Source organism: Methylophilus sp. (genome assembly GCF_008015755.1).
GTDB lineage: Bacteria > Pseudomonadota > Gammaproteobacteria > Burkholderiales > Methylophilaceae > Methylophilus.
On record NZ_SSGF01000036.1, the window covers coordinates 11,411 to 28,527 of the forward strand.

Consider the following 17,117-nt stretch of genomic DNA (forward strand, 5'->3'; position numbering starts at 1 on the left):
CTTTATAAAATTATTATGATGCGTACACACTATTGCGGTCACTTGAACCGCGAACATATTGGACAAACCGTGACACTGTGTGGCTGGGCCCACCGTCGTCGCGACCACGGGGGCGTGATTTTTATTGATTTGCGTGATCGCGAAGGTCTGGCGCAAATCGTGATTGACCCGGATACCAAAGATGCATTTGCCATCGCTGAAACCGTGCGTAGCGAGTTTGTGTTGCGCGTGGTCTGTAAAGTGCGTGCGCGTCCTGAAGGCACCGTGAATGCTAACTTGCCGACCGGTGAAGTGGAGATGCTGGCGACAGAAATTGAAGTGCTGAATGCTTCATTGACGCCACCCTTTATGCTGGATGACGATAACCTGACTGAAACCGTGCGCCTGGAGCATCGTTATATCGACCTGCGCCGTCCGGCCATGCAGAAAAACCTGATGCTGCGCTACAAAGTGGCAAAAAACCTGCGTGACTACTTGGATGACAACGGTTTTATCGAAGTCGAAACACCGATGCTGACGCGCTCGACACCGGAAGGTGCGCGTGACTATCTGGTGCCATCCCGTGTTCACCACGGTATGTTCTTCGCCTTGCCTCAATCACCGCAGTTGTTTAAACAGTTGCTGATGGTGTCCGGTTTTGACCGCTACTTCCAGATCACCAAGTGTTTCCGTGATGAAGACTTGCGCGCGGACCGTCAGCCAGAATTCACCCAGGTCGATATTGAAACATCGTTCCTGGAAGAAAACGAAATCATGGACATCGTCGAAGAGATGATCCGCCGCATGCTGAAGAAAATTCAGAATGTTGATTTGCCAGCCCAGTTCCCACGCATGCCTTTCGCTGAAGCCATGAACCGTTACGGTTCAGACAAGCCAGACATGCGCGTGACCCTGGAAATCACTGAGCTCAGCGATGTGATGAAAGATGTTGATTTTAAAGTATTTGCCGGTGCCGCTAATATGGCCGGTGGCCGTGTCGCCGCCATTCGCGTGCCTAATGGCGCTGCCATCAGCCGCTCCGAGATCGATGCCTATACCGAGTTTGTCAAAATTTACGGTGCCAAAGGTCTGGCGTATATCAAGATCAACGATATTACCAAGCTGAACGAAGAAGGCCTGCAAAGCCCGATTGTGAAGAACATTCACGTCAATGCGCTGCAAGCGATTATTGAGCGCACTGGCGCGCAAAATGGCGACATCGTGTTCTTCGGTGCCGATAAAGCCAAAATCGTCAACGAAGCCCTGGGTGCCTTGCGTACCAAGGTGGGTCACGAAAAAGGCCATGTCGATGGCCGTCAGTGGGCGCCTTTGTGGGTGGTGGATTTCCCGATGTTTGAGCATGATGAAGACAATGACCGTTGGGTCGCGCTGCATCACCCGTTCACTGCGCCTAAAGATGGCCATGAAGACTTGCTGGTCAGCAATCCGGGTGCCTGTTTGTCTAAAGCTTACGACATGGTGCTCAACGGCTGGGAAGTAGGCGGCGGTTCTGTGCGTATCCACAAGCAGGACGTGCAATCCAAAGTGTTTGATGCGCTGAAAATCAGCCGCGAAGAAGCACAAGAAAAATTCGGCTTCTTGCTCGATGCCTTGCAATACGGTGCGCCGCCGCACGGTGGTCTGGCTTTTGGCCTGGATCGACTGGTCACGCTGATGACCGGTGCTGAGTCGATTCGTGACGTGATTGCTTTCCCGAAAACCCAGCGCGCGCAATGTCTGATGACCAATGCGCCAAATGAGGTCGATGAGAAACAATTGCGCGAATTGCATATTCGCGTGCGTCAGCAAAACGCGGCTGGTCAATAAACCGGCCAGGCTTGTGACACAGGCCATTGCAAAGTATCACAGCGCGTCTGCCATCGGGTGGGCGCGTTTTTTATTGGGGCTAAGCCTTTGTGGGCTGGCTTGAGGCGAGAGCATGATGGATCTTAGCGCGTATATTCGCACCATTGCAGATTACCCCAAAGCGGGCATTCAGTTTCGTGACATCACCACCTTGCTGCAAGATGCCACCGCTTTTAATGCGGCCATTGATGTGCTGGCGTTGCATTATGCCGATGTGGCGCTGGATAAGGTGGTTGGTATCGAGGCGCGTGGTTTTATCATTGGGGCGGCCGTGGCCAGCAAATTGCAACTAGGGTTTGTGCCGGTGCGCAAGCCCGGTAAATTGCCTGCTGCCACCATTTCGCAACGCTACACCCTCGAGTATGGTGAAGATGCGCTGCAGTTGCACGCCGATGCTATCACTGCAGGCGAGCGTGTGCTGCTGGTGGACGATCTGATTGCCACAGGCGGCACCGCCCAGGCGGCGGTAGCCTTGATTCGTCAGCTCGGCGGTGTGGTTGCACATGCCGGATTTGTGATTGACTTACCAGATTTGGGCGGCTTGCAACATTTGCAGGCAAATGGCGTCCAAGCCTTTGCCCTGTGTCAATTTGAAGGACATTAGTTTTTGTACTATATTGCGCAGGATATTTGCGCAACTTTTTTACACGGCACTCATCAGATTGGAACATCATGCCATTGACAGGAATTGATCACGTCAACTTTAGAACGGACCGCGACACTATGCATTTGTTGCGCGACTTTTATTGCGATGTGTTGGGCTTGACGGTAGGTAAGCGCGTGGCCAGCACCACCTATGGCTACTGGCTGTATATTGGCAAGCAAGCCGTGGTGCACTTGGCAGAATATAAAACTGCCGAGCCGCCACAATTGCATGTGCATGGCACCTATGATCATGTTTCCTTTAACTGCAATGACATGGCCGCCATGGAGGCCAATCTGCAGGCGCGAGGCGTGACTTACACCACGCGTATCCTGGCCAATGGTATCCGCCAGATTAATATGCGTGACCCGGCAGGCAATGGCGTCGAGTTGAATTTTGCCGAATATGCCGATCCACACTATGAAATGCGGCCTTCTGGCGACCCAAGCAAGCAGGCCTGAGTGGGTGTGTGATGTGCATCACATATTGCGCATAGCGGTTCGTTAGACAATCATTTGATAGTGTGCAAATCAATAATGAAAGATAAGGGACGATCATGAAAAAAGTATGGGTGATGATGGTAGGGCTGTTAGCCCTTGGGGTCAGTGGTTTAGCGCAGGCGGAAGCTGATCCTAAGTTATGGGCGGTGGTCAAAGAGGCGTTTTTCCCAAAGCGGGACATTCAGGAAGTCGATTTCCTTAAAGTAGAAGGCCCGCGCCGTGCCGAGAGTGGCGCGCAAGTGCCGGTGACTTTTATCTACGACAAAGCTGCCGCCAATGGCGTGGTGCTTAAAAAACTGTATGTGATTGTCGATGCTAATCCGATCCAGCTAGCCTCGACTTATCACTTAACTGACAAACTTAACGGTTTTCAAATGGCGACGCGTATCCGTCAAGAAACCGATTCTTTTGTGCGGCTGATTGGTGAAACTGCTGATGGCAAACTCTACATGGGCAAGCGGGAGATTCGCGCGGCCGGTGGCTGTGGCGGTACGGTCGATAATAACGAATCTGAAGTGCGTGCGGCAGCCGGTAAAATTAAATTGAATGTTGATGCGCCAAAATTTGGTGAGGCCGCGACCGCGACTTTTAATATCCGCCACGTCATGCGTACTGGCTTGCAGCGCGACCTGGTGTCACAAGGCTATGTGCCTGCGTTTTATATCAATAAAACAACGTTTACCTACAATGGTCAGGAAGTGATGACGGTGGATGTCGGCGTGGGCACCAGTGAAGATCCTTATATGAAGTTTAGTTTTGTACCGGATGCGCCAGGCAAGCTGGAAGTGGTGGCGACGGATAATGAAGGTAAAACCTTCACGCAGACGCTGGATGTACACAGCTAGTCACAAATCAGATAGACAGGCCTCTTCGGAGGCCTTTTTTGTTTTATGACAAATACCTGTTTCGTCACGGTGCTAAAATACCCGCTTTGGGGAAAGGGACAACATGAAAAGTTTTCGTAAAGAACTATGGTTTAACATTTCAGCGCGCATGGATTTCAAGAACATTACGCAGGATGTGGTGGCCTGTGTGCGCGAAAGCGGTGTGAGAGAAGGCCTGGTGCTGATCAATGCCATGCATATTTCGGCCAGTGTGTTTATCAATGACGACGAACGCGGCCTGCATCATGACTACAAAGTGTGGCTGGAAAAACTGGCGCCGCATGAGCCCGTGAGTGGTTATCGCCACAATGATACCGGCGAAGATAATGCTGATGCGCATATCAAGCGCCAGATCATGGGCCGCGAAGTGGTGGTGGCGATTACCGAAGGCCAGCTGGATTTTGGCCCCTGGGAACAGATTTTCTACGGTGAGTTTGACGGCCGCCGCAATAAGCGCGTGTTGGTGAAAATTATTGGTGAATAAAGCGTGATGAAATCTCCTGAGTTATTAGCCCCGGCGGGTGACCTGGATCGCATGCGTACCGCGTTTGATTATGGCGCGGATGCAGTGTATGCGGGCCAGCCGCGCTACAGCTTGCGGGTGCGGGAAAATGATTTCTCCATACAAAATATGGCCATTGGTATTGCCGAGGCGCATGCGCGCGGCAAGAAGTTTTTTGTTGCCAGCAATATCTCGCCGCACAACGCCAAGGTAAAAACCTATATGCGTGACATGGCGCCAGTGATAGACATGCAGCCGGACGCGCTGATTATGGCTGACCCAGGCTTGATTATGATGGTGCGCGAGCAATGGCCGGAGATGCCTATCCATTTGTCTGTGCAAGCCAATGCGGTGAATTACGCCTCGGTGAAGTTCTGGCAACGCATGGGGCTAACGCGAGTGATTTTGTCGCGTGAGCTTTCGCTCGATGAAATTGACGAAATCCGCCAGGAATGCCCGGACATGGAGCTGGAGGTGTTTGTGCACGGCGCCTTGTGTATTGCTTATTCAGGCCGCTGCCTGCTATCTGGCTACTTTAATTCGCGCGACCCCAATCAAGGCACCTGTACCAACAGTTGCCGCTGGGATTACAAGGTGCACGATGCCCAGCCGGATGCGGCAGGGGTGATCCGTTTGAAGGGATTTGATTTTCAGGCAGAAATGGAGAAATCCAGCCTGTCGTCGTGTGGCTCATTGCCGCGTCATCCGGCAGCCGAACAGGTGTACCTGATAGAAGAAAAAGGCCGCCCCGGTGAGTTGTTGCCTATCATGGAAGACGAGCACGGCACTTACATCATGAATAGCAAAGACCTGCGCGCAATTGAGCATGTGGAAAAACTGATTGCGCTGGGCGTGGATTCACTCAAGATTGAAGGCCGCACGAAATCGCGTTATTACGTGGCGCGTACCTGCCAGAATTACCGCCAGGCGATTGATGATGCGGTGGCCGGTCGACCGTTTGACTGGCGTTTGCTCGGCGAGTTGGAGAATTTGGCCAACCGTGGCTATACCGATGGTTTTTACCAACGCCATCATACCGCTGAGCACCAGAATTATGTACAAGGGCATTCTAGCGCCAACCGCAGTATATACGTTGGCGATGTGGTGGAATATGACGCTGCGCGTGGATTGGCGTCGATTCAGGCGCGTAATAAATTTGCCGTCGGTGACAAGTTGCAGTTGATTCATCCCAGCGGTAACCGCGACCTGGTGGTTGAACAGTTATTCGACAAGCAGGGCGCGCCAGTGGAGCAAGCCGCAGGTAGCGGCCACTTTGTTAAATTGCCAGTCGCCGCCGCTGCATTAAATAATGCCATGGTAGCCAGGTATTTATAATTGAGATAAGCCTGATTGAGGGCTTGTTTAAAACCAAGGGGTGCCACTGGCGCCCCTTGGTTTTTTGGATGCTTGCGCGCTGGCTTAGCTGTGGATATAGCTTTCCAGCTGCTTGATCAGCTCCTGCTGGTAGCTGATGGTTTCTTTAAGCACGTCACCAATCGACAGCATGCCGAGCATTTTGCCATGCTCAACGACAGGCAAATGGCGGATACGTTTTTCGAGCATGGTGCTCATGGCCGATTCCACCAAGTCTGTCGGTTTGCCGGTAATCACCTTCTCGGTCATGACTTCGCTGATGGTGGTAGTTTTCGATGAGCGGCCTTTGAGGATCACCTCGCGCGCATAGTCGCGTTCAGAAAAAATGCCGACCAGTTCGCCATCCTTGATGACCGCCAGCGCACCGATCTGGTATTCCGCCAGAATGACCAGTGCATCGTACACAGGTCGGTTGGGCGCAATACTGATGATGCCTTGGTGTGTTTTATGAGAGAGTACTTGTTGAAGCGTCTTCATCACTTCCTCCTTTCATCGGGCACGAACCAGTAATATACACCTATGTTTGCGGTTAAGCATAGAGACAGTTTTAGGCCTGTTTTTGAGTATGCTTGGCCATCAGACTGCGCGTCATTTTTTCCTTGCGCTGATGGGTTGCAACTTTTGCACCAGAATAAGTAAGCCAGGCAGTGACAAGCGCCTATTTTTTATGCAATAAAAACTGATTCACCAATTGATTGATTTCAAACTTACGGAAATGTTTTTTGATAGTCACCGCATAAAAATTTTCAAATACTTCACTCAGTTGTGTATACGATTTGAGTACGCCTTGTTTTAACTCATCTTTGACAACCACTTCTGGCATCACCGTGAGCGCCATGCTGTCACGTGCCAGCAAGCGGAGCATTGCCATGTCATTCGCTTCTGCCACCACATGCGGCTCTATTTGATGCAGCGCGCATAAGCCATCAAATGCAGCGCGAATCGGACTATCCTGATGCGGCAAAATCCAGTTGTAAGCAGCATATTTGCTGGAAAAGTGCGGTTTGATTTCTAACCCAGGCGGGCCAATGACGCTGATTGGTTGACGGTCAAGCAAGATTCCCTCCCAAAGTTGGTCGGCATTGCCGCGCACTTCGATATTGGTCAGTGCCAAATCAAGCTCATGGTTGGAGAGCGATTTGAGTAGATTGGACTGACCGCTCGCCATGATCTCTAGTTTGACATGGGGATTATTCAGAAGGGGCTCAACAAAGCTTTCAATAAAATTGCGCGACATGGTTGAGAGTACGCCAATCCGTAAGGTCTTGTTTTCGACCTCGATGCCATTTCGCAGTAAGTTTTCAAGCTCAGTCCCCTTGGTAAAGATGGATTCAGCATATGAAAACGTCACATTGCCGACTTCCGTCAACACCAGTTTGCGGCCCTCACGCAAAAAAAGAGCGCATTCCAAGCTCTCCTCCAGCTGTTTGATTTGTGATGACAGCGCCGATTGCGAAATATGCAGTTTCTCAGCTGCCTTGGTCAGGCTACCCACCTTCACGACATGCCAGAAATACTGCAAATGATGATAATTCAATCTAGACATAGTTAACTTTAATAGAATAATTTATAAATAATTATATATTTTACTTATTTTTTATACCAGTCAAAATAACGGCGTTTTGGTGTCAGTGTTTCTTGATTAACCTTTTTTAATGCGTAAGGGTGCCACATGAATAAAGAGATCGAATTAGAAGGCCGCAAAGTCATCATCCAGTTTAAGCCATTGGCGGTCTATGGAACCCCTGCTATAGGGACGCAGGTTGTTCGGGTGATTGATCCCGTGGTACAGCAGCTGGCGGTCAATGTTTCTGAGTCAGGGGCGGTCGCGCCGCCTGAGAGTGAAGCTGGTTCATCTTTGGATTGAATTCTTTTTATATATTTTAATTAACATAAAGTTCATTTTTATAGAACATTAATTGATGATTAGGGAGTATTAGGTTATGGATGCTGTCAGTCTGATTGTCTGTGCACCCATTGCGATCATGTTGTTGACTGCAATCACCGTCAACAACATGCGCGGGGAAATGGCGCAACGCTGGAAGTTATGCAATGAGGCGGCGGGACTCGCTTTGTTATTCACATTATTTTCGGGCTTATTGGTGATGACGCAGCCAAGCGCGAGCTTGGAGTCATTCACAGAGATTGGGTTGTCTGTTTCGCCACTGCAAGCGGTGATTGCTGTGCTCGTTCAAGGGTTGGGGGTGGTGGTTGGGTGTTTTTCATGCCGCTACCTCGAAGGGGAGCAACGTCAGGCGCGATATATCGTGGCGTTGAGTATGGTGCTCGCTTGTGTTCAGTTGTTGTTGATTGCTGATCACTGGTTGACGCTGATCTTAGCTTGGTCTGGGGTGGGTGTGTTTTTGAAAAATATGCTCTGTTTTTATGAGGAGCGTCCATTCGCCTTGCTGGCATCGCATAAAAAAACAGTGGCTGACCTGATGGCCGATGGTTTGTTATTGCTGGCCGCGTTGTTCGCCTGGGTGAGCGTTGGCAGTGGCAGTATTTCGGCCTTGTTGGCAGATGTCAGTGTGCATGGAAGCACACAGCTCACCAACGTATGTGCTGTGCTACTGGTGGCTGCTGTGGTGTTGCGTACTGCATTATTGCCTGTGCATGGCTGGTTGATTCAAGTGATGGAAGCCCCCACACCCGTGTCCGCATTGTTGCATGCGGGGGTAGTTAATTTGTCGGGTTATCTGCTGATTCGTTTTTCGCCCTTATTTGCACACAGTGCGTTTGCCAATAGCTTATTGCTGGGCATTGGTCTCGTCACTTGTGTATTCGCTGCATTGGTTATGTTCACCCGGATCAGTATCAAGGTGCGCCTGGCCTGGTCTACGGTTGCCCAAATGGGCTTCATGATTGTTGAGTGTGCACTCGGTTTGTACACGTTTGCAGCGTTGCACTTAATAGGCCATTCTATTTACAAGGCCTATGCATTCTTATCCGCTGCCGAAATTGTGTCTGATACACGCGTGGCGCAGATCGCTGGTCGCCAGACATTTTCTGTATTGAGTTTTTGTTTGGCTCCGTTGCTGGCTTTGGCGATCGTATTTGGCAGCCAGGCGCTATTTTCGGTGCCACCATGGCCCATCTGGTGGTCGTTGGTATTGGCATTGGCTTGGGCGCCAGTACTGTGGTGGAGTCATGCCTCTGATCAGTCGTTGAGTCTGCGCTGGCAGGGCTTGTTATCCGGCAGCGTATTGACGGCGATTCTCACTCTGGTGAGTGTTGGCTTTCATCATCTGCCGCTGGGTACCGTCGATCAGCCACGTGGCGAGTATGCCTTTGTGGTTGTGTTGGCCATGGGCGCGCTCTATCTGTTTAGTGTGCTCATTCAAGTGGTGCCACAACGCTTGCATATTTTACATCGCTGGATTTATGCCGGACTGTATCTGGATGCCTTTTACACCCGCTGTGTGCTGCGGTTCTGGCCGGTCAGTTGGGGAAGGAGTACACATGCCTATCGATAATTTTAAGCCATTGACTATGACCCAACTTACCCCGCATCTACTTAGGAGTCAACCATGTTTATGATGAATGATCAGATGGCGCTAGAGGCGATGCCATCTGCAGTGCCTGCCATGGCAAAGATGGCATTAGATCCTGACCGCATCGAGCAAGCTTGCCAGCAGGCTTGCGACCAGATTGCCCCTGCCTGGCCGTTGGATCAGTCGATTGCAGTCAATCCACACTGGAAACGCGTGCAGTTGCCACTGCGTGAGGTCGCTGCGCGTATGGCAGTGTTGGCCGATATGCAGATCTATCCTGCTCGCGATTATGTACTGCAGGCTTGGAAGCGGGGACGGATTCGCGCGGAAGACCTGCAGCTTGCTCTGCAGCAGTATGATGTGCATGAGCATATCGATGATTGTGTGCGGGCGCTGTCTAAGCCCATACGCAGCATGCATCTTCCCTTATTGATTGATGTGCTTGATGATGACGCAGAGCGTTTCCGGCGCTTGTCCTGGCGTGACGCCATCACCCATCAAGTGAGTCAGACTTGTGCTGCTTATTTTGACCGAGATCAGTCTGGTTGGCAGCCCGAGCGCGGCGATAGTCTATATGCCTTCTGGCGTGACACGCTGGTGCATGACCATGGTATCGGCACCCTGATGGGCTTGCCCCAGATTCACGATATTCTTGACTATCTGCCGCCAACCCGACAGCAAGCCGAGCGCTGGGTGGTGCAAGTGCTGGGCCTGGAGGCGTCCATGCTTGCTGACTATTTTGAAGCCGTGTTATTGACAGTCAACGGCTGGGCGTCCTGGTGTGCCTATCTCGACTGGCAGGCCAAGCTGAATGGTCAATCTGACCACAGTTTGCGAGATTTGCTAGCGATCCGCTTAGCCTGGGGGGTAATCGTCATGCAATGCAAAGGTTTCAATGCGTCTCATAATGCCATCGCGCAGGTCCGTCAAAAATGGCAGTCAGTCGATCATCAGATTCAGGCAGCAGCTGAATCGTTGCGACTGGATGAAGTGTGGCAATATGCGCTTGAGATTGGTTATCAGCGTAGCTTGGCACAGCAGTTGGCAAAGCCTGTCACAGCGAGCGCAAGTGATGTCGCGCAAGCCCCTGTTTTGCAAGCGGCTTTTTGTATTGATGTCAGGAGCGAACCCATGCGTAGTGCGCTGGAAGCGGTCAATCCTGGTATACGCACCCTGGGAGTGGCAGGCTTTTTCGGATTGCCTGCTGCTTATCAACCGCTTGCCTCGCGTCAGCAGCGGCCGCAATTGCCGGGTTTGTTGGCCCCCAAGCAAATCATGGCTGATCGTGTGTTGACCCCGGTTTCATCAGCGCATGCGGCATCTGGCAGGGTTCATCTGCGGGACATCAGTGCCGCCGTCGGTCAGCAGCGGCAGCGGCACTTTATGCTGGCAGATCAAGTCGCGCGATTGACACAATACCCAGGCGCTGCGTTTTCATTGGTAGAGACCGCCGGGCCACTCTTTCTTAAATCTTTATGGTCCATGGTGCGGCCATCTCAGCGTGCTCGCCAAGCAGTAGAGCATCAAGGGTTGCCTAAAAAGTATAAAAATATCACGCGGCCCAGCATGCAGCGACTGCCGTTGGATGAGCAAGCCCAGCTGTGTGCGGGCATCTTACGCGCGATGGGGTTGCAAGCACCGTTTGCGCCAATCGTTATGCTGGTTGGTCATGCGAGTCAGACGGCGAACAATGCACATGCCTCCAGCCTTGATTGCGGGGCCTGTTGTGGACAGTCGGGTGAAGCTAATACCCGCGCCTTGGCAATGATGCTCAACGACCCGCAAGTGCGGCTCGCACTTGGTGAGCATGGTATCCAGCTGCCTGATCAAACCAGATTCGTTGCCGCCTTGCACAATACCACGACCCAAGAAATACAGGGGTTTGACCTTGATTTACTGGATGCATCTAGCTTGGCGTGCTGGCAAGCGCTGCAGCCATGGTTACAACAAGCCAGTCATCAAGTGAGAGCGCAGTTGCAAGCTTCTCATATGCCCGTGTCCGACGCGGTGCCTGCCAGAGATGCGAGCGGCTTGTTGAAGTATTTTATGATGCGTGCCAACGATGCTGCACAAGTGCGCCCGGAATGGGGATTGGCCAATAACGCCGCGTTTATACTTGCCCCGCGTGCGCGTACCCAACATCTGGATTTGGCAGGCCGCGTCTTTTTGCATGAATATGACTCAAGTCAGGATAGTGATGGCGCGTTGCTTGAGCAGTTGATGACCGCGCCCATGCTCGTAACACATTGGATCAATTGGCAGTATCACGCCTCTACTTGTGCGCCAGAGCGTTTAGGCAGTGGTAATAAACTGCTGCATAATGTCGTTGGTGGCCGCATTGGTGTGTTTGAAGGCAATGGGGGTGATTTGCGCATCGGCCTGTCACGGCAATCGCTGCATAATGGGCAACAATGGATGCATGAACCACTCAGGTTAACCGTCGTGATTGCTGCAACGCGGGCACGCATCCAGGCGATTATTGAGAAACACGCCATCGTGAAGCAGCTGGTGTCTAATGGATGGTTGCATCTGTGGTGCGAGGAGCAGGGGAGTTTATGGCAATATCCGCCCGCAGCGATCGGCAACGCCCTGTCAGCAACGCCTGTTGACTGGCAACCATTATCAATTTGATGTGGGCCAACGGGCATGGTTTATAGCGCGCTGAGTATAAGATCAGGGTGCGACATGCTCGATTTTGGCCTTATTTGTAGTCCCTATGCAACTTCATTGCTCTTGACATAATTAGCCAGCTAACTATAATGTGGCTAATTATGTTGCAGCTTAGAGATCTCCCTACCCCAGAAGTCCTGCAGCGGTTTGCCCAACGGTATCCCGCAGCAGATGTGACTGCTATTGCCAGCTTTTTAATGTTGCTGCGCGTGGCGACCGATTTGTCGGTCGCGCTGGATGCCTGTCTCAGCAAGCACGAGTTGCTGCAGGGGCGTTGGTGGGTGTTGATTTTACTCATGCGAGAAACCGATTTGACCTCGACGCCGTCAGTGCTGGCTGAAAAACTAGGGGTGACGCGTGCCACCATGACCGGCCTGCTAGACGGCTTGGAGCAAGGTAGCCTGGTACAACGTATCTCTGTGCCTGAGGATAGGCGCAGTGTGAAGATCAGGCTCACCGCAGCAGGCCAAGCCAAGCTGGATGCCGTGATGCCAGATTACTACACCCGCCTTCGGCAGTGTATGCGCGGCTTAAGCGAGCAGCAACGCAATGATTTGCAAGCCATTTTAGGCGTGATAGACCACGGGATGTCGGCCTGGGATTTTAATCAGTCAATTTAGTTTTTTAATGAAGGAGTTTCACCATGGCAACTGTTGTCGATACTTTAATCAGTTTGAACCAGCAATTTGACGCTGCGTTTAATAGCAAAAATGCCCAGGCGATTGCCGCTTTGTATGCCGCTGACACGATCCTGATGCCAGCGCCCGCTGGTCAAGTGGTTAAGGGCCGCCAGGGCGTAGAAGACTTTTTTGGGGGCCTGATTCAGGCGGGTGTGATTGAGCACGCACTGACCATGACAGAAGCTGTGGTCACTGACACGCTGGCGACACAAACCGGCAACTGGGCCGCTGCCATGATAGGCGAGGATGGCGTGAAGCAGCAATTTGGCGGCAATGTGCAGGTGGTGTTCCAGAAACAAGCCGATGGCCAATGGCTGGCTGTGACGCATATCTGGAATTAATGTTGTTATCTAACCCCAACTAGAGGCAGGCAACACTTAAGACAGCTATGGATCAACTGATTAAACAACGTTCACAAGCGCTGACTGCGCTGCTGGTACTCACCATCATCTGGGGGTATAACTGGGTGGTGATGAAGAGCGCACTACAATACGCCGGCCCGTTTCAGTTTGCCGCCATCCGTACGTTTTTTGGCGCGCTGGTGTTGTTTTTGGTGTTGTATGTGACACGCCGCCCCATGGGGCTCACTGAATTCCCAACGATGTTGCTGCTGGGTATTTTGCAAAACGTCGGGTTTACCGGCGTGCTGATGTGGGCGCTGGTAGAAGGCGGCGCTGGTAAAACGGCGGTGCTGACTTATACCATGCCATTCTGGACGCTGTTATTCGCCTGGCCGTTGCTGGGTGAACGTGTGCACGGTTGGCAGTGGCTGGCGGTGATTGCTGCAGTGCTGGGCATGCTGTTTATTTTCGATCCGCTGCATATCCGTGCCGATAGTTTTAGCATGCTGTTGGCGGTGTTGTCTGGTGTGTCATGGGCGTTATCTGCCATCATGACCAAGCAATTGCATAGGCGCCATCCGACGCTAGATTTAATCAATCTGACGGCGTGGCCGATGTTGCTGGGCTCGTTGCCTATGGTGCTGATTGCCTGGCTGGTACCTGCGCCACCGATAGACTGGTCGCCGTATCTAGTTGGTGCTGTTTTGTTTAACGTGGTGTTGTGTGGCGCGCTGGCCTGGTTGTTATGGTTATTCGCTTTGCAGCGGTTGCCTGCGGGGGTGGCTAGCATGGCATCTATGCTGGCGCCAGTGATTGGCGTCATTGCCGCCTGGATACAACTCAATGAAGTGCCAGACCAGATGGAAATGACGGGCATGGCGTTGATTATCTTTTCACTGAGTCTGATTTCTGTGTTGATGATGCGGCCAGGTTACGGCAAAAGCCAATAATCAAAGCCAGTCTGTATGAAAGAGCAAGGCCTGACAATGTCAGGCCTTTTTTGTTGTACGCAAGGGGCGCTTGGCAAACAGGCGGCTGTGGTAAAATCCGTGGGTTAAATGATCTCAACAACGTTGTTAAAAAATACAAGGAAGCACTATGGCTGGGCATAGTAAATGGGCCAATATTCAGCATCGTAAAGGCCGTCAGGACGCCAAACGCGGCAAAATCTTCACCAAGCTGATCAAAGAAATCACAGTTTCAGCGCGCATGGGCGGCGGCGATACCGCCATGAATCCGCGTTTACGCGCGGCTGTCGCGGCAGCAAAAGAAGAAAATATGCCGTCAGACAATATCACGCGTGCCATTAAAAAAGGCACGGGTGAGCTAGAAGGCGTGAACTACGAAGAAATCCGCTACGAAGGCTATGGCATTAATGGTGCCGCCATCATTATTGACTGCCTCACAGACAACCGCCAGCGCGCGGTGATGGATGTGCGTCACGCGCTAACCAAGCACGGCGGCAATCTGGGCACTGATGGTAGCGTGGCGTTTATGTTCAAGCACTGTGGTCAACTGGTGTTTGAGCCGGGCGTGTCTGAAGATGCCGTGATGGAAGTGGCACTTGAAGCTGGCGCAGAGGATGTGATTGCTGACGAAGACGGCAGTATTGAAGTGGTAACGGCACCGGGTGATTTTGTCACCGTGAAAGAGGCGCTGGAAGCGGCTGGTCTCAAAGCGGTGATGGCGCAAGTGACCATGAAATCACTCAATGAGGTGGTGTTCACCGGCGATGATGCAGTCAAAATGCAAAAAATTCTCGATATGCTCGAAGACCTGGATGACGTGCAGGATGTGTATACCTCTGCCGTGATTGAAGAGGCGTAATTGGTGTTGTTTGCTGCTTGTGTGCGGTCAAAAGACGTCTGATGGCGGTTCAACGCATTTTAGGCATAGACCCCGGCTTGAGAATCACCGGCTTTGGGGTGATTGAAGCGGTGGATGGCAAGTTGTCGTATGTCACCAGTGGCGTGATTAAAACGGCGGCGGCTAAAAAAAGTGCAGAGGGCGAGCCGGAAAAAGAAGCTTTGCCTGAGCGGCTTAAAGTGATTCTGGATGGCTTGTTTGAAGTGATTGCCACTTACCAGCCGACGCAAGTGGCGATTGAAAAAGTGTTCGTCAACGTCAATCCGCAGTCGACCTTGTTGCTGGGCCAGGCGCGAGGCGCCGCCATTTCAGCAGCGGTGATCCGGCAATTGCCTGTGGCGGAATATACGGCATTGCAAGTCAAACAGTCGGTGGTGGGTAATGGTCATGCGCAAAAAGAGCAGGTGCAAGAGATGGTTAAGCGCTTGCTTAAATTGCCTGCAACACCCAGTCCGGATTCTGCCGATGCATTGGCGTGTGCCATCTGTCACGCACATGGCGGCCAGGGCTTGGGCGCACTAGCGACCACCGGATTTAGAGTTAAAAATGGAAGATTAGTATGATTGCGCGTTTGCAAGGTCGTTTGCTGGAAAAGTCACCGCCTCTGATTGTGATTGATTGCAATGGCGTCGGCTATGAAGTGGAGGTGCCCATGAGCACTTTCTACAACTTGCCTGAGCTGGGCCAGCCGGTGCAAATATTGACACATATGGTGGTACGTGAAGATGCGCAATTACTGTATGGGTTTGGCAGTGAGCAGGAGAAAAATACCTTCAAGCAATTGCTGAAGGTAAACGGTATTGGTGCCAAGTCTGCGCTGTCTATTCTCAGTGGCGTCAGCGTCAATGATTTAATGCTGGCCGTCAGCCAGCAAGAAGTTTCCATGCTGACACGCATCCCTGGCATCGGTAAAAAAACCGCCGAGCGTTTATTGCTGGAGCTCAAAGACAAGTTTGTGGTGACTGGCTCTACGTCGGCGCAACCATCGGCCAAAGCAGCGACGGATGATATCCTCAATGCGCTGGTGGCCCTGGGTTATAACGAACGTGAAGCCTCTGCGACCGTTAAGTTGCTGGAGCCGGGCATCAGTGTCAGCGATGGTATACGCCAGGCTTTGAAATATCTGGCCAAGTAAAGAGGCCACTGCCATGGGACATAGTCTGTAATAGTCAAACGTCGCATGGTATCATGACAAAAAATAACTTCTCCAGTGACCGGCAATGAGGTTTTGTATTGACTAAGTTTGCTTTGCACTTCATCACTGACCACCCATGATTGAAACTGATAGACTCGTCGCTCCTGCCACTGCCAGCACCCAAGAAGAGGCGCTGGAGCGTGCGTTGCGCCCCAAAGTGCTGGATGAGTATGTGGGGCAGGAAAAAGCGCGCGGTCAACTCGAAATTTTCATCAATGCTGCCCGTGGCCGCCAGGAAGCGCTGGATCATGTGTTGCTGTTTGGTCCGCCCGGTCTCGGTAAAACCACGCTTGCCCATATTATTGCCAAAGAAATGGGCGTCAATTTACGCATGACCTCAGGCCCCGTGCTCGAGCGCGCAGGGGATTTGGCCGCCTTGCTGACCAATCTTGAACCCAATGATGTCCTGTTTATTGACGAAATCCACCGTTTAAGCCCGGTGGTCGAAGAGATTTTGTATCCGGCCATGGAAGATTACCGGCTGGATATCATGATCGGTGAAGGTCCGGCCGCACGCAGTGTGCGCCTGGATCTGCCACCGTTTACGCTGGTGGGCGCCACTACACGTGCAGGTATGCTCACTAATCCTTTACGTGACCGTTTTGGTATCGTCGCGCGGCTGGAGTTTTACAGCCATGACGAGCTGGCCAAGATTGTCAGCCGCTCTGCCAGTTTGCTTGAAGTCGAAATGCAGCAGGCAGGCGCCTCTGAAATTGCCCGTCGTGCGCGCGGCACACCGCGCATTGCTAACCGCTTGCTGCGCCGCGTGCGCGATTATGCGCAGGTGAAGTCTGATGGCGTGGTGACGGACAAAGTGGCGGATGCCGCCCTGAAAATGCTCGATGTCGACCAGCAGGGCCTGGACGTGATGGACCGCAAGCTGTTGCAGGCAGTGGTTGAAAAGTTTAGTGGCGGCCCGGTCGGCCTGGATAACCTGGCGGCAGCGATTGGTGAAGAGCGCGACACGATAGAAGATGTGCTGGAGCCTTATTTGATTCAGCAAGGCTATCTCATGCGTACCCCGCGCGGGCGTGTGGCAACCTTGATGACGTATCAGCATTTTGGCCTCAAGGCGCCTGCCAGCATGGTGTCTGGTGAGTTGTGGCAAGAGGCTGGGCAGTAA

Annotated in this window: 18 protein-coding genes; 16 read left to right on the plus strand and 2 right to left on the minus strand. The window is 52.1% G+C overall.

Features of this window, described 5'->3' with window-relative positions; all coding sequences use genetic code 11:
* Positions 1–15: 15 nt before the first annotated feature.
* From aspS to yegQ, 6 genes are all read left to right on the plus strand, one after another.
* A complete protein-coding gene (gene aspS / locus E6Q52_RS12545) occupies positions 16–1,806 on the plus strand; it encodes an aspartate--tRNA ligase (protein ID WP_292822551.1) in 1,791 nt (596 codons plus the stop codon).
* 115 nt (positions 1,807–1,921) lie between these two features.
* Positions 1,922–2,449 (plus strand): adenine phosphoribosyltransferase, encoded by a 528-nt coding sequence (locus E6Q52_RS12550; protein ID WP_292822588.1) that lies wholly within the window; start codon positions 1,922–1,924, stop codon positions 2,447–2,449.
* Between the two features lie 68 nt (positions 2,450–2,517).
* The gene (locus E6Q52_RS12555) at positions 2,518–2,949 is read left to right on the plus strand and encodes a VOC family protein (RefSeq protein WP_292822553.1); all 432 of its coding nucleotides are present in this window, start codon (positions 2,518–2,520) and stop codon (positions 2,947–2,949) included.
* Between the two features lie 95 nt (positions 2,950–3,044).
* Positions 3,045–3,833: a quinoprotein dehydrogenase-associated SoxYZ-like carrier gene (locus tag E6Q52_RS12560; protein WP_292822555.1), complete on the plus strand. Its 789-nt coding sequence runs from the start codon at positions 3,045–3,047 to the stop codon at positions 3,831–3,833.
* A 103-nt stretch (positions 3,834–3,936) separates the two neighbouring features.
* Complete coding sequence (locus E6Q52_RS12565; RefSeq protein WP_024930884.1) at positions 3,937–4,356, plus strand: secondary thiamine-phosphate synthase enzyme YjbQ; 420 nt, start codon at positions 3,937–3,939, stop codon at positions 4,354–4,356.
* A gap of 6 nt (positions 4,357–4,362) precedes the next feature.
* Positions 4,363–5,709 carry a tRNA 5-hydroxyuridine modification protein YegQ gene (yegQ, locus tag E6Q52_RS12570; protein ID WP_292822590.1) on the plus strand — a complete coding sequence of 449 codons (1,347 nt, stop codon included), beginning with the start codon at positions 4,363–4,365 and terminating at the stop codon, positions 5,707–5,709.
* 84 nt (positions 5,710–5,793) lie between these two features.
* On the opposite strand, the gene E6Q52_RS12575 is transcribed toward yegQ, so the two are convergent.
* Positions 5,794–6,225: a CBS domain-containing protein gene (locus E6Q52_RS12575; RefSeq protein ID WP_292822557.1), complete on the minus strand. Its 432-nt coding sequence runs from the start codon at positions 6,223–6,225 to the stop codon at positions 5,794–5,796.
* 181 nt (positions 6,226–6,406) lie between these two features.
* The gene (locus E6Q52_RS12580; protein ID WP_292822559.1) at positions 6,407–7,294 is read right to left on the minus strand and encodes a LysR family transcriptional regulator; all 888 of its coding nucleotides are present in this window, start codon (positions 7,292–7,294) and stop codon (positions 6,407–6,409) included.
* A 126-nt stretch (positions 7,295–7,420) separates the two neighbouring features.
* On the opposite strand from E6Q52_RS12580, the gene E6Q52_RS12585 reads away from it, so the two are divergent.
* The 10 genes from E6Q52_RS12585 (at position 7,421) to ruvB (ending at position 17,117) form a co-directional block, all read left to right on the plus strand.
* Positions 7,421–7,615 carry a hypothetical protein gene (locus tag E6Q52_RS12585; protein WP_292822561.1) on the plus strand — a complete coding sequence of 65 codons (195 nt, stop codon included), beginning with the start codon at positions 7,421–7,423 and terminating at the stop codon, positions 7,613–7,615.
* 76 nt (positions 7,616–7,691) lie between these two features.
* Complete coding sequence (locus E6Q52_RS12590) at positions 7,692–9,224, plus strand: NADH-quinone oxidoreductase subunit L (RefSeq protein WP_292822563.1); 1,533 nt, start codon at positions 7,692–7,694, stop codon at positions 9,222–9,224.
* A gap of 54 nt (positions 9,225–9,278) precedes the next feature.
* Positions 9,279–11,873 carry a YbcC family protein gene (locus tag E6Q52_RS12595; protein WP_292822565.1) on the plus strand — a complete coding sequence of 865 codons (2,595 nt, stop codon included), beginning with the start codon at positions 9,279–9,281 and terminating at the stop codon, positions 11,871–11,873.
* Positions 11,874–12,013: 140 nt separating this feature from the next.
* Positions 12,014–12,532 (plus strand): MarR family transcriptional regulator, encoded by a 519-nt coding sequence (locus tag E6Q52_RS12600; RefSeq protein WP_292805232.1) that lies wholly within the window; start codon positions 12,014–12,016, stop codon positions 12,530–12,532.
* Positions 12,533–12,555: 23 nt separating this feature from the next.
* A complete protein-coding gene (locus E6Q52_RS12605) occupies positions 12,556–12,933 on the plus strand; it encodes a DUF4440 domain-containing protein (protein ID WP_292805234.1) in 378 nt (125 codons plus the stop codon).
* A gap of 47 nt (positions 12,934–12,980) precedes the next feature.
* On the plus strand, positions 12,981–13,883 hold the full coding sequence (locus E6Q52_RS12610) for an EamA family transporter (RefSeq protein ID WP_292822567.1): 903 nt from the start codon (positions 12,981–12,983) through the stop codon (positions 13,881–13,883).
* Positions 13,884–14,031: 148 nt separating this feature from the next.
* Positions 14,032–14,760 (plus strand): YebC/PmpR family DNA-binding transcriptional regulator, encoded by a 729-nt coding sequence (locus E6Q52_RS12615; RefSeq protein ID WP_292805238.1) that lies wholly within the window; start codon positions 14,032–14,034, stop codon positions 14,758–14,760.
* A gap of 41 nt (positions 14,761–14,801) precedes the next feature.
* On the plus strand, positions 14,802–15,362 hold the full coding sequence (ruvC, locus tag E6Q52_RS12620) for a crossover junction endodeoxyribonuclease RuvC (protein WP_292805240.1): 561 nt from the start codon (positions 14,802–14,804) through the stop codon (positions 15,360–15,362).
* On the plus strand, positions 15,359–15,934 hold the full coding sequence (gene ruvA, locus E6Q52_RS12625; protein ID WP_292805242.1) for a Holliday junction branch migration protein RuvA: 576 nt from the start codon (positions 15,359–15,361) through the stop codon (positions 15,932–15,934). Before ruvC ends, ruvA begins: the two co-directional genes overlap by 4 nt.
* A gap of 136 nt (positions 15,935–16,070) precedes the next feature.
* Positions 16,071–17,117: a Holliday junction branch migration DNA helicase RuvB gene (gene ruvB / locus E6Q52_RS12630; protein WP_292822569.1), complete on the plus strand. Its 1,047-nt coding sequence runs from the start codon at positions 16,071–16,073 to the stop codon at positions 17,115–17,117.